Annotated in this window: 12 protein-coding genes; 2 read left to right on the forward strand and 10 right to left on the reverse strand. The window is 60.2% G+C overall.

The genetic code is table 11. The features are described from left to right. Window positions 1-328: 328 nt before the first annotated feature. From ACL2XP_RS04580 to ACL2XP_RS04590, 3 genes are all read right to left on the reverse strand, one after another. Window positions 329-1,159 carry an ABC transporter permease gene (locus tag ACL2XP_RS04580; protein ID WP_413737381.1) on the reverse strand — a complete coding sequence of 277 codons (831 nt, stop codon included), beginning with the start codon at window positions 1,157-1,159 and terminating at the stop codon, window positions 329-331. Then, a complete protein-coding gene (locus ACL2XP_RS04585; protein ID WP_413737382.1) occupies window positions 1,143-2,030 on the reverse strand; it encodes a quaternary amine ABC transporter ATP-binding protein in 888 nt (295 codons plus the stop codon). The genes ACL2XP_RS04580 and ACL2XP_RS04585 overlap by 17 nt, the downstream gene beginning before the upstream one ends. Before the next feature lie 99 nt (window positions 2,031-2,129). Further along, on the reverse strand, window positions 2,130-3,077 hold the full coding sequence (locus ACL2XP_RS04590) for a choline sulfate utilization transcriptional regulator (RefSeq protein WP_413737383.1): 948 nt from the start codon (window positions 3,075-3,077) through the stop codon (window positions 2,130-2,132). Between the two features lie 106 nt (window positions 3,078-3,183). On the opposite strand from ACL2XP_RS04590, the gene betC reads away from it, so the two are divergent. Together betC and choX are read left to right on the forward strand one after the other, a co-directional pair. Then, a complete protein-coding gene (gene betC / locus ACL2XP_RS04595; protein ID WP_413737384.1) occupies window positions 3,184-4,725 on the forward strand; it encodes a choline-sulfatase in 1,542 nt (513 codons plus the stop codon). A 35-nt stretch (window positions 4,726-4,760) separates the two neighbouring features. Further along, window positions 4,761-5,687, forward strand: a complete 927-nt coding sequence (choX, locus tag ACL2XP_RS04600; protein WP_413737385.1) for a choline ABC transporter substrate-binding protein — start codon at window positions 4,761-4,763, stop codon at window positions 5,685-5,687. An 81-nt stretch (window positions 5,688-5,768) separates the two neighbouring features. Here choX and ACL2XP_RS04605 read toward each other — a convergent pair whose 3' ends face one another. From ACL2XP_RS04605 to ACL2XP_RS04635, 7 genes are all read right to left on the reverse strand, one after another. Beyond that, the gene (locus ACL2XP_RS04605; protein WP_413737386.1) at window positions 5,769-5,984 is read right to left on the reverse strand and encodes a hypothetical protein; all 216 of its coding nucleotides are present in this window, start codon (window positions 5,982-5,984) and stop codon (window positions 5,769-5,771) included. Beyond that, entirely contained in the window at window positions 5,984-7,393 is a 1,410-nt protein-coding gene (locus ACL2XP_RS04610) for a YeiH family protein (protein WP_413737387.1), read from the reverse strand. The genes ACL2XP_RS04605 and ACL2XP_RS04610 overlap by 1 nt, the downstream gene beginning before the upstream one ends. A 260-nt stretch (window positions 7,394-7,653) precedes the next feature. Next, entirely contained in the window at window positions 7,654-8,769 is a 1,116-nt protein-coding gene (locus ACL2XP_RS04615) for an alkylhydroperoxidase domain protein (RefSeq protein ID WP_413737388.1), read from the reverse strand. Beyond that, window positions 8,766-9,830 (reverse strand): putative FMN-dependent luciferase-like monooxygenase, encoded by a 1,065-nt coding sequence (locus ACL2XP_RS04620; protein ID WP_413737389.1) that lies wholly within the window; start codon window positions 9,828-9,830, stop codon window positions 8,766-8,768. The genes ACL2XP_RS04615 and ACL2XP_RS04620 overlap by 4 nt, the downstream gene beginning before the upstream one ends. Further along, window positions 9,827-11,485 (reverse strand): dipeptide ABC transporter ATP-binding protein, encoded by a 1,659-nt coding sequence (locus ACL2XP_RS04625; protein ID WP_413739083.1) that lies wholly within the window; start codon window positions 11,483-11,485, stop codon window positions 9,827-9,829. The genes ACL2XP_RS04620 and ACL2XP_RS04625 overlap by 4 nt, the downstream gene beginning before the upstream one ends. Window positions 11,486-11,556: 71 nt before the next feature. Continuing rightward, a complete protein-coding gene (locus ACL2XP_RS04630) occupies window positions 11,557-12,450 on the reverse strand; it encodes an ABC transporter permease (protein WP_413737390.1) in 894 nt (297 codons plus the stop codon). Further along, window positions 12,447-13,391, reverse strand: coding sequence for an ABC transporter permease (locus ACL2XP_RS04635; protein ID WP_413737391.1), 945 nt, complete (start codon window positions 13,389-13,391; stop codon window positions 12,447-12,449). The genes ACL2XP_RS04630 and ACL2XP_RS04635 overlap by 4 nt, the downstream gene beginning before the upstream one ends. Window positions 13,392-13,406 lie beyond the last annotated feature (15 nt).

Raw genomic sequence — 13,406 nt, forward strand, 5'->3', positions numbered from 1 at the left:
GCCGCCGATTAGCGTAACCTGCCTGATTGAATAACAGCGGATCGTTTTAACAATTAATTAACCACGTATTTTGGTTAAGTCGAAAATTGCGCCGCATTGTTTGGGCGTAGCCTACATTGCATGATTATGACAATTTTCACAAAGCTTAATTTCTGCTATTGATATACGCCAAAATGGCATAATAACGTTTTTTTCTCAATTGTAAGTAGGCGAATACACCAGACTTAGTTGTTCCTATGCCCAGTCGCTTTATAAAAAGTACCATTATGCAGCGGTTAATTCTTGTGCTTACCCGATTAAAAAAATAAAGTAACTAAAAAAACGAGTATTAACCCCGGGGTCGCCTTATCAGGCTGGCCGACAACCGGTCGAGCAGCATGGCCAACAGCACCACCACCATGCCGCTTTGCAGCCCCTGGCCGATATCCAGTTGCTGGATGCTGGTCAGCACGTCATTACCCAAACCGCCGGCGCCCACCATGGAAGCGATAATCACCATGGACATCGCCATCATAATGGTTTGGTTTATGCCGGCCATAATGGAGGGCAGCGCATTGGGCAACTGCACTTTCCATAATAGCTGCCGGCGGGTGCAGCCGAATGCCAGCCCCGCCTCAATCAGGCTTTTATCCACCTGGCGGATGCCTAAATCGGTCAGGCGCACCACCGGCGGCATGGCGAACAGCACCGTGGCGAAAATGCCGGGGGGCCGGCCCAGGCCAAACAGGATAGTGGCGGGGATTAAATAAACGAAGGCGGGCATGGTCTGCATAAAATCCAGCAGCGGGCGGACCATCACGCCCGCCCGGTGGCGCCGGGCGATCATAATGCCCAGTGGGATGCCGGCCAGCAGGCTGAATAAGGTCGAGGAGAGCGTAAGCGCCAGCGTCACCACGGCATGATCGCTATAACCGCTATAAATAATGTAGAGCACCGCGACGGCGCTGAAGACGGCAAAGCCCTTGCCGATGCGCCACAGGCTAAGTCCCACGGCGATGGCAGCCAATCCCCAGGGGGAAAGCAAGTTTAAGCATTGCTCCAGGGAACCGGCGACGCCGTCAATCACCCGGGCGATAAAATCGAATACCGGGCCGCAGTGTTCCAGCAAATAACGCACCCCGGCGTCCATTTGCGCGCTGAAATCAAAGGGTTTGGCCATGGGACGGCTCCTGTGGGCTGAATGCATCGGCGTAATTCTCCGCCAGCACATAACGGGAAGTATCGACCCCAGAAAAGAAGCGGCGTACATAAGCATTGGCCGGCGCGTTGACGATTTGTTCGGCGGTGCCGGTCTGGATCACCCGGCCATGCTCCATAATGGCGATACGGTTGCCGATACGCAGCGCTTCCTCGATATCATGGGTGACGAAAATCACCGTACGCTGCCGTTCCGCCTGCAGGCGCAGCAATAGATCCTGCATTTCCCGGCGATTGATGGGGTCCAGGGCGGAGAAAGCCTCGTCCATCAATAATAGAGAAGGGTTGACCACCAGCGCGCGCGCCAAACCGACCCGTTGCTGCATGCCGCCGGAAAGCTGATGCGGCATTTGTCCGGCCACCTGCGCCAGCCCGACCTGCGCCAGCACCGCCAGCGCCTGCTGATGGCGCTGCGCTTTGCCGACGCCCGCCAGTTCAAGACCGAACGCGGCGTTATCGAGCACCGTACGGGTGGGCAGCAGCGCAAATGACTGGAAAACCATGCCCATTTCGTGCCGGCGCAGCCGGATCAGATCCGGTTCCGCCAGCGCGGCAATGCCCACGCCGTTGAAATATATTTCGCCGGCGCTCGGGGCGATCAGGCGATTAATCGTGCGCAGCAGGGTGGATTTTCCCGAGCCGGACAGGCCGACAATGACGAAAATTTCGCCGCGGTCGACGGTTAACGAAATATTGTTTAACGCTACCGACCAGCCGTGCCGGGCAAATAATTCCGTTGGATTTTCGCCCCGCTGTAAACACAGCAGGGCTTTTTTTTCATCGGGGCCGAATATTTTATAGAGCTGGTCGATCTGTAACAGCGTCTCATTCATGAATTATTTTATTGCTGCAATGGGGTAGCCATAAGCACAGGCTATAAGAAAAAAGCGACAGGCAATAAAATATTATCGTATGAGTTATAACTAAATAGTTTAAACCACAGTTACCGAAGGGGATTTGTTTATACCGTGCTGTTTAAAACTGAAAGATTCACTAATTAACCATTCTTTAACTTTCCGATAAACCAGGCTGCTGGTTTCCTGCCCTGGCTGGATTAAATAATATCCCCGGTCAGTTTTAAATTCCGCGCCGCAGGTGACCAATTCACCGCTTTCCAAAAATTGATCCACCAGGGGTTTCCAGCCCAATGCCACGCCCTGGCTTTTCAGGGCCGCCTGGATCACCAGCGAATAAGCGTTAAAAGTCAGCGATGTGACGTCGTCATCGGGTTCCAGCCGCTGCCCGCGAAACCACTCATGCCAGTTGAGCCAGCGCGCCGGGCGGGTATCCGGCAGGTTAAGCAACGGCAGGCGCAGCAGGCTTTCCGGGGTGGCGGGATTGCCGTGGCGGGCGGCGAACTGCGGGCTGCATACGGGCACGACCAGTTCGGGAAACAGCTTATCGCTGCGGCAGCCGGGGATCTGGCCATCGCCGAACGAGATAGCCAAATGGGCGCTGCTGTCGCGCAGCGAAAATTCATTGGGCGAGGTGGAAATCTGTACATCGACGTTGGGGATCAGGCGCTGCAATTGATTTAACCTGGGCAGCAGCCAGTAGCTGGCAAAGCCCATGTCGGTATCGATACGTAAGACATCTCGCTGTTTTTTAAGCTGAATTTTTTCAATTTGCTGGCTTATTTCCTGCAGGCTGGAGCGCACGATTTGATAGAGCTGTTCGCCGGTGGCCGTGAGCACCACGCCGCGGTGGCGGCGTTCAAATAGCTTGGCCCCTAATTGATTTTCCAGGAGATTTATCCGCTGGCTTACCGCCGGCTGCGAGGAACCCAGCTCCAGCGAGGCGGCGGTGAAATTAAGGTGACGCGCCGCCGCCTCGAAAACCGCCAGCGCCTGTAATGGCGGCAGCCGAAACTTGTTTGACATAAAGTCTCCTTATAGGCCTATAAGAAATTAACCGGTTCACAGCAAAAAATAATTGTGCGATAAAAATAACATCGAGCTGAATATTTATTTAAAGCGAATTTTAACTATGCTTAGCAAAAAACCGAATATCGTTATTCTTATGGCAGATCAGTTGACCGCTGGCGCGCTTTCTGCTTATGGAAATAAAGTCAGCCTGACGCCAAATATTGATAAGCTGGCGCAAGAAGGCGTGGTATTTAACTCGGCATATTGTAATAGTCCATTATGCGCGCCCTCCCGCGCATCCTTAATGACCGGCCAATTAATATCCCGTAACGGCGTGTATGATAATGCGGCGGAATTTCGCGCCGAAAGTCCCACCTTTTGCCACTATTTACGTCAACAGGGTTACCGGACCTATTTGGCCGGTAAAATGCATTTTTGCGGTCCGGATCAATTGCACGGTTTCGACCAGCGCCTGACCACCGACATCTATCCGGCGGATTTCGGCTGGACCCCGGACTGGCGCGCCCCCGAGCGGCGGCTGGATTGGTATCATAATATGAGTTCGGTATTGGATGCCGGCGAGTGCATCCGCACCAATCAGCTGGATTTTGACGATGAGGCGGTGTTCCATGCCCGGCAAAAGCTATTCGATCTGGCGCGGCGGGATAGCGACCGGCCGTTTTTATTATTGATGTCGCTGACCCACCCCCACGATCCGTTTGCCATCCCCCGTCGTTACCTGGACCGCTATGCCGAGCAGGATATCGATTTGCCCGCGGTAGGGGCGCAGGATGTACCGGCCGACCCCCATTCGCAGCGATTGCGGCAAATGTATCAGTTAACCGACGGCCTGCTGGACGATGGGCAGATCCGCCGGGCGCGGCATGCCTATTACGGCGCGGTGTCTTATGTCGACGATCAGTTCGGCCTGGTGCGGGATACCCTGGACGCCACCGGCTTGGCCGACGATACCATTATCATCCTGATATCGGATCACGGCGAGATGCTAGGCGAGCGCGGCCTGTGGTACAAAATGAACTTCTTCGAAGGGGCGTCTCGGGTGCCGATGATCGTGCACGCCCCCGCACGCTTCGCGCCTCGCCGCATCACCCAGAGCGTATCGCTGGTGGATCTGCTGCCGACCCTGGTGGAGCTGGCTTCAGGCCGCCCGCAGGCCGACGATGAGCTGGGCGCCCCGCTGGACGGCCATAGCCTGGTGCCCCATTTGATCGGCGGGACCGGCCCCGACGGCGTGTATAGCGAATACCTCGCCGAGGGGGCGCTGGCGCCGATGGTGATGATTCGCCGCGATCGGTGGAAATATATCGCCTCTCCCGGCGAAGCGGCGCAATTATTCGATCTGCGAAGCGACCCCCTGGAGTTGCAAAATCTGGCCGCGGTCGAGGCCTATCAAGCCCAGGCCGGGCAGTTCCAGCGCGAGGTGGAGCAGCATTGGGATCTGGAGGCCCTTAACCGGCAGGTCCTGGACAGCCAGCGCGCCCGGCGCTTTCTCAACCAGGCCCTGGGGAATGGCGGGCGGCCCGAATGGGACTACCAGCCCCACCAGGATGCCAGCCGCCGTTTTATCCGTAATAACCAAACCCTGGACGAGCAGGAAGCGCTGGCGCGCTATCCGCGCCCGCCCTCAACGCTCAAATCTTGATGATAAGGACGACTATGCGCGCGCACGCTGCTGTTATGGCTTTAGGTTTATCGCTGGCGATTGGCCTGCCGATCCAGACGTTTGCCGCCGGCGGGACCGGCTGCGAGACGGTAAATATGTCCGACCCCGGCTGGTCCGATATCGGCGCCACCAATGCGGTGGCCGGGGTAGTGCTCAAGGCCCTGGATTATCGGCAACAGGTACAGAATCTTTCGGTGGCGCTGGCCTTCCAGGGCTTGAAAACCGGCCAGCTGGATGTTTTTCTGGGCAACTGGATGCCGGCTCAGCAGCCGGTGATTGAAAAATATACCCGTGACGGCTCGGTAAAAGTGGTGGGCGCCAATCTTAATAGCGCCAAGTTCACCCTGGCGGTGCCGGACTATGTGGCGCAGGGCGGGGTAAAAGATTTTGCCGATCTGGCGAAGTACGCCGACCGGTTCGATCATAAAATCTACGGCATCGCACCCGGCGCGCCCGCTAACCAGAATATTAAAAAAATGCTAGATAAACATGACTTTAACCTGACCGGCTGGACGCTGGTGGAATCGAGCGAAAGCGGCATGCTGGCGCAGGTGGAGCGGGCGCAGGGCAAACAGCAATGGATTGTTTTCCTCGGCTGGGAGCCCCATGCGATGAACACCCGCTACAAGCTGACTTATCTGAGCGGCGGCGACAGCTATTTTGGGCCGAATTATGGCAGCGCCACCGTCAATACCGTGACCCGCAAGGACTTCAGTACCCAATGCCCCAATACCGGCCGGCTATTTAGCCAACTGACGTTTAATGTCGATCTGGAAAACCGGATTATCAAACGGGTATTGGACGATAAACAAACCCCCGACCAGGCGGCACGCGAGGAACTTAAACAGCATCCGGAAGTGCTGGCCGCCTGGCTGGACGGTGTGACCACCCGCCAGGGACAGCCGGGACTGCCCGCCGTACGCCAGGCGCTGGAACTGTAAATAAGCCAGATGGCAAAGCCGTTTGGCACCATGACAACGGGCCGCATCGCGGCCCGTTTTATATGATATGGCGCCCGCCGGTTAAACGGGAGAAAAGTCCCGGCAGCTATCGCCGGGGGAGATCAACCGGTCATGGCGCCCGCACAGCCGCGAGTCGCCCAGGCTGGCGCCGAACGCCGATCCCAGCGCCGCCAGGCCGGGGATTTCCGATTCCAGGCTTGCGCGGTCATGGCGGCAAAACCGGCAATGCCGGCAGCGGGCGTCCCGACCGCTGCGGTTGTCCGCGGCGGCTGTCATTACAGATTACCCAATTGGTTCCAGAAATCCGCGAAGACGTGTACCGAGAGGATATACCCCAGGATCACGTTAACGATCACGCCGACGGTAAAGGCCCAGAACGGACGCAGGCCGGTGGTCGTCAGGGTGCTGAAGCGGGTGCTGAGGCCGATGCTTAAAAAGCAGAAGATAAATGCCCAGGTGCGCAGCGCGGTAATCGGGGCAATAAAGGCCGGAGTGACGGTGCTGCGATATTCCGCCAGCGTGTAATGGCTACTCAGCCAGGTCACAAACAGGGACGCGAGCACAAAACCGATCACGAATTTGGGAAAACGCCGCCAGATCTCGCCGGCGCCGGCGCGGGCGGAAACCCCTTCGCCTTCGTTGCGCCACCAGGTGGTGGCGACGATAGCCAGCACAAAGGCCCAGATACCGATCCAGATATCGCGGCCGATGACTTTCATCAGCGTAAAGGCTTGCACCGCGGCTTCAGGTTTGCCGGCGATGGCTCCGCCGGAATGCGCGGCCAAGTCGCTATAGGTTTGCGCGGCGGCTATCCCGGCCGCGTCGGCGAATTCCGACGTGCCTATCCAGGCGCCGGCCACTCCGGTGGACAGTCCCAGCGACCGGGCGACAAACGGCAATACCAGCAGGGAAATTATGGCCCAGATAATCACCAGCGAAATAGCGACCGAGGCCTGTTCCCGCCGGGCGCGCACGGCGCCCGCCACGGCGATGGCCGCCGACACGCCGCACACCGCGCCGCCGACGCCCAGCACCGCGGCGAAGCGGTTTTCCAGGCCCAATAACCGGGCGGTGATAAAAATAACCAAAAAAGTCACCAGCGAAACAATGGTCGCCTGGCCGATGGCCACCGGTCCGGCCCATTGTATTAACGTCAGCGGCAGCGTCGCCCCCAACAGCACGATCCCGATTTTGATAAAATATTCCACGCGCAGGCTGCGTGCCAGCCAATCCGGGATTTGCCAAATATTGGAGACCACCAATCCCAGCACCAATGCCAATAACGGGGGTTCCAGGTTATAGCGCGACGCGCTGGCCCAGGCTCCCAGCTGGAATATAAATACCGCAACGATAAATAATACGGTAAAGCCGCCAAGGAATTTTTTCGCGGAATGGCCAATCACCGCGCTGCTCAGGGTTAATAACAGCGCCCATACGATATACAGGCCCAGCAAGGCGGGCAGCCGGTTCAGCAAATCAGTCCCCGCTTCGCTTAACGTGGTCCATTTGGCCGGGCCGGTGGCCAGCCATTTTAGGCTGCCGCCCTGGCTAAAGAGAATAAAGGCGGCGGCAATCAGCACCAGTGACAATATTATCGACCACCAGTCTTCCTGCCGCCACCATCGTGCCGATTCCCGTTCGTCGGGATATTTTATCGCCGTGCCGCTATTTCCGCTTGTGCTCATTATTTTTAACCCTTGTTGAGAGACTATTTAATAAATAATTCGCCGAGATACCCTGCCTGCTGTTTTGGAAAATAGCGGAATTACTTTGGGAGGGATATTATTAATAAGTTATGGACAATAACTAATTATTCTATATGTAAAGTTGTGTCAATTTTATTACCGCCGCCAGCACTGTCCGGCGCTCCATGTAATAACGCTCCTCGTCCCGGCGGGACGAGGAGGGCGTATTTGCGCGGAGCGGGGGCCGTCAGGGCGCGGGATTAATCGTCGAACGGCTCGCCCAGCGTCAGCATCAGCCGGTTGGCCCAGGCGAAAAAAGCGGCGGCTTGCACCAGATCCAGCAATTCCAAATCGCTAAGACCGAGTTCGCGCAGCCGGGCGATCTGCTGTCCGTTGGCCCCGGCGGGGGTAGTGGACAGCGCGGCGGCAAATTCTATTTCCGCCTGCCAACGCGGTGATTGCCCCTGGCCGAGGCTCTCGCCGGCGGGGGTATCAATCAGATGCTGGACGGCGTCGGTTTGTTTGGACAATTGGCTGGCCTTGCGGGCATGAACCGACGCGCAATAGATGCAGCCATTGATTTTGCTGGCCGCCGCCGCCGCCAGTTCCCGCTCTTTGCGCGCGAGCCCGCCGGACGTATAAAAAATGCCTTTATCCGCCAGCGTGCGCTGCTCCAGCACCGGCAGATTGCGGCCGAGCAGGCGGAAATAGTCGGAGTCCGCATGGCCGTTGCTTACCAGCACCGCCTGCTGCGCCGGGCTAAACTCCGCCAGCGGCTTGGGGTTTAGCCAGGGCTCCCAGCCCAGTTCCTGTTGGGTAAAGGCGCGCGGAGCGGAGCGTCCCGAGTGGGTGCGTCCGCCGGTGCGCCAGGCGCCGGCCACCGGCAATGGGGCCTGGGCGTGCTCCGCCGGCTGGTTGCCGATCAGCCGGTAGCCCAGCAGCAGCCGGCTTTGGAAACTGACAAAGGCCGCCAGTTGCGCAAGCGTGACGATAGCGTCGGGGGACCAGCCCACCCGGCGCAGTTCCGCCAGATGTTCGGGGGCGGCGCCGGCCGGACGGTGGGTAAGGCGATCGGCGTGAGCCAGGGCGGCCTGCAATTTGCCCGTGCCGGTGGGCGGGGCCAGTACGGCCTGCTGCGTCGCGTAATAATCGGCCAACCGGCTGTCGCCGTGCCCCACGGCCACCTGCCTTGCCACTTCAAGCCGCTCCGGCAGGGTAAAATCGATGCCGTCGCCGGCGGTGAACAGTGCCCGGTAACTGCCCTGGATATGCCGGGTCGCCGCGTCACGGGTGATGCGGGCCGCCGCCAGCGGCGAGTCCGGCGCGATATCCGCCAGTTGATCGAGCAGATCCGCGGTCGCTAAGGTGCTGGTCATATTCTCTCCTGTGAGACGGTGTCGTGGTGATCGGTCGGCGCATCGGCACGGCGGGCGGACGATTTTGTCCACCCCAGCGCCGGCGCCACGGTTTCGGCTATCAGCTCCAGGGAGCGCAGAATATAAGGATGGGGCGGGTCGATGGAATGTACCTGGAATGCCAAATCGGTCACCCGCGCCAGGGCGGTGTCCCGCTGTAGCGACGCCAGCGCCTGTCCGGGGGTGCCGAGATGGACATCAAAGGCGGCGATAAAATCATCGAGCCGGTCGCCGTCAAGGATTTGCCCGCCGGCGCGGGCGTGTTCCGCCTGGCGGCGCAGGCCCGGTTCCGCCAATTGCCGCGCCTGGTGGCCGTCATCGGCGACAAAGGCGGTGCGCGAACCGAGAATGCGCGGTTCCACTCCGTCGGGCAACGCATCCAGATAGGCATCGATAATCGGATTCTGGATGGCGTCCAGCGGCAAATCCAGCGCGTGGGCGGGGCGGGGCTGGGTGCGCGACAGCATCAGGCCGTCGCCGGCGGCGCCGGCGCGGGCGCCGCCGTCCACCGAAAAGGTCGCCTGCCATACCCGGCCGGCTAATTGCGGAGCGGACGGGTAGAGATGGTTATCGCCGGCGGTGCCGAGGTTTTCCCCGCGCCAGGCCGCCAGCAATATCGCCAGATTGGCGCCAAAAACGGCGCCGCGCTCGCCGCTTTCCAGTCCGAAGGGCGGAAAAGAGGACGGGGTGCCGCCGGAGCCCAGGCCGATTTCCAGCCGGCCGTCCGACAGCAGATCCAGCACCGCCGCGTCCTCCGCCACCCGCAGCGCCAGCTCCATCGGCAGGGTAATGACCCCGGTGCCCAGGCGAATATGCCGGGTCAACGCCGCCACCTGGGCTAAAAATATCAGCGGCGCGGGCAGGCCGCCCTCGTCTGCGTGAAAATGGTGCTGGGCGACCCAGGCGGTGTCGAAGCCGAGTTTTTCGGCATGGATAATCTGCGCCGTCGCCAGGCGATAACGCTCCTGCGCGCTGGTCTTGTCCAGCAGGCGGGTAAAAAAGCCTAATCGTTTATTGCTCATGACTCAGTCCTTAGTTGCGTCCGCCCGGCGGCGGGGAATGGACGATGGCCGGGGATGGCGTTGATTAACTCGCGGGTATAGGCATTGCCGGGCCGGCTGAATATCTGTTCTACCGCGCCGAAATCCACTTGCTGTCCTTTATAGAGCACCGAAACGCTGTGGGAAATGCGGCGCACGGTGGCTAAATCATGGGAGATAAATAAATAGGTCAGGCCCAACTGCTCTTGCAACTGTTGCAGCAGGGCGAGGATTTGCGCTTGTACCGTGACATCCAGCGCCGAGGTGGCTTCATCAAGGATCAGGATTTGCGGTTGCAGGATCAGCGCCCGGGCGATGGCCACCCGCTGGCGCTGTCCGCCGGACAACTCCCGCGGTTTACGCTCCAGCAGCCCCAGGGGCAGCGCCACGCGTTCGGCCATCTCTTCGACGCGGCGGCGGCGTTCGCTTTGGCTGACGGGCGCGAAATTGAGCAGCGGCTCTTCAATGACCTTGAACAGACGCTGCGCCGGGTCGAGGGAACCGAACGGATTTTGATAGACCAATTGGATTTTCTGGCGCAGCTGGCGCAGGGCTTCGCCTTTGAGCCGGGTAATATCCGTGCCGTCGATTAATACCCTGCCGGCGCCGGGACGCTGAAAACCCAGCAGGATACGCGCCAGCGTGGTTTTACCCGACCCGGATTCCCCCACCAGCGAATGGGTGGTGCCCCGTTCGACGCGAAACGACACGTCGTCCACTGCCCGCAACGCCGGCGCGGATTTATCCCCCAGGGCAAACGAGTGGCTGACGTGCTCCACCACGATGGCCGGCGAACCCGCCGGGTTTTTGCGCACGGCGCCCAGGGCAGGGCGCGGGGCCGGCTGGCGCAGCGCCGCCAGCGCCGGCGCATCGTTAAACAGCTGCCGGGTGTACTCGTGCCGCGGGGCGCGCAGCACGTCGGCGGTTATACCCTGCTCCTGCACCCGGCCGTGGCGGAATACCAGCAGGCGGTCGGCCCGTTCGGCCGCCACCGCCAAATCGTGGGTGACAAACAGCACGGCGGTGCCGAATTCATGGCGCAGTTCATCGATCAGGTCGAGAATATGTTTTTGTACCGTCGCGTCCAGGGCGCTGGTGGGCTCATCGGCGATAATCAGCGTCGGCTTAAGGGCGATGGCGATGGCGATCAGCACCCGCTGCTTCATGCCCCCCGACAGCTCATGGGGATATTGTCCCACGCGCAATTCCGGATGGGACAGCCCTACGCGGGCCAGTAATTCAATCACCATGGCATTACGCGCCCGGCGCGGCGCCGAGCGGTGGATCGCCAGGATTTCGGCCACCTGGCTGCCGATGGTCTTGACCGGATTGAGCGAACTGGTGGGGTCCTGGGGAATCAGGCTGATGCGCGCGCCGCGCACGCTGTCGAGACGGCGCTGCGACCAGCGGCTGATATCCACGCCGTTAAGGCGGATGCTGCCTTCCTCCAGGCGGCCGTTCTCGGCCAGCAGGCCGATAATCGCCTGGGCGGTGGTGGTTTTGCCCGAGCCGGATTCCCCCACCAGGGCGACCACTTCGCCGGGATGGATGCCGAATGAAACGTTATGCACCACCCGCTGGCTTTGGCCGTCGCTTTGATACGCGATGCACACATCCTCCAGCGCCAGTACCGGCATGCTATCGCCGGCCGGCGGGCGTATAAAAGGCGCGATAGCGGATAACCCGCCGGTAATGCTTTGAAACAGACTCATCGCTGGCTCCGGGCAAAGGATTGACTGATGCGGTTGGCGGACAGCACCACGATCACCACCACCACGCCGGGGAAGGTGGTCAGCCACCAGGCGGTGGAGATGTAATTGCGGCCTTCGGCAATCAGCAGCCCCCATTCCGGCGTGGGGGGCGGCGTGCCGTAACCGAGGAAACTCAGGGTCGAGATGGCCAGGATCGCGTTGCCGAACTGCAGGGCGGAAAACGCAATCACCGACGTAAGGGAGTTGGGCAAAATATGGCGCCGCAGCACGGCGAAAAAGGTGCCGCCGCTGCCGTAGGCCGCCTCGACATAGTCGCTGCGGCGTACCCGCACCACCTCCGAACGGGCCAGTCGGGCGAAGTTGGCCACCGACGTGATCCCCACGGCGATGGCCGCATGCACCGTGCCGAAGCCCAGCAGGATAATAATGCTCAGCGACAGCAGTAGGCCGGGGATCGACAGCAACACATCCACGATACGCATGATTATGCTATCCGTGGCGCCGTCGCTGGCCCCGGCCGCCAGTCCCAGCGCGGTGCCCAGCACCAGCCCCAGCGCCACCGCCACCAGCGCCCCCGATAGAGAATAAGCGGCGCCATAGACGATCCGGGCGTAGAGATCCCGGCCCAGTTGATCGGTGCCGAGCCAATGGCCGGCACCCGGCGCCAATCGCTGCGCGCCGGCAATGCCCTCGGTGCCGCTATAAGGGGTGAATAAACCGGGCGCCACCGCCCAGAGGATCACCACCGCCATTACCAGCCAGGCCAGCAGCAGGCCGGGCCGGAATACGGAAAAACGGCGCCGGCGCGTCGTCCCGGCATCGCGCACGGGCGGCGGCGTGAGGGGCGAGGCGGCGGGGGACGGTGGGGTATTTAGCGGCAAGCTGCTCATACGGCGGCTCCTGTGGTAATTCTAAGACGGGGATCGAGCAGCGGGTAGACCAAATCCACCAGTAAATTGATGGCCACGAAAGCGGCGCTGGAAATAATGACAATGGCCTGTAATACCGCCACATCCTGATTATTCACCGCCTGCTGGGTTAATTGCCCCAGTCCGCCCAGGCCAAACACCGTTTCGGTGATCAGGGCGCCCGCGATTAACTCGCCCAACAACAAACCGGCAATGGTCAGCGCCGGCAAAATGGCGTTGCGCCCCACGTGCCGCCACAGCACTCCGCCGCGGCTGGCCCCTTTGGCGCGGGCCACCGCCACGAAAGGCAAGGTTTGTACTTCATCGATACTGCGGATCAGGATCTGCGCCAGCGGGGCGGAGATGGGAATGGCCAGGGTGATAATCGGCAATATCAGCCCCTCCCACTCCCCGGGATTAATGACCGGAATTAACTTGAGCCGGAAGGAAAATACCTGAATCAGGGCGATGCCCAGCCAAAAGGTCGGGATGGAGATAAACAGCGACGGCAGGGCGTGCAGCAGCGTGCGCAACCAGCTGAACACCGTCAGGCTGGAGAGAAAGGCGATGCTCGCCGCCAGCAGGGAGGCCAGCAGAAAGCCCAATACCGCCAGGCGCAGGGTGGGGGGGAAATTGGCGGACAGTAGTTCGGTCACCGGCACTCCCGCCTGGACCGAATAGCCGAAGTCCCCGCGCAGGACGTTGCCGGCCGTATGCAGATATTGTTGCAGCAGCGGCACATCGGCGCCGTATATCGCCCGCATATCGGCGATTTGCGCCGGGCTCAGGCCCATATCCGGGTTCTGGAATTTAATCAGAATGGCGTCGCCCGGCAAGACCTGCAATAAAATAAAGGAGACGGTAAAGGCCGCCCACAGCACCAGCACGGCCTGGCCGATACGGCTGGATAAATAACGGTTCATTACAATCTCCTATGC

This window comes from Sodalis sp. RH21, assembly GCF_047324175.1.
Taxonomy (GTDB): Bacteria; Pseudomonadota; Gammaproteobacteria; order Enterobacterales; family Enterobacteriaceae; genus Acerihabitans.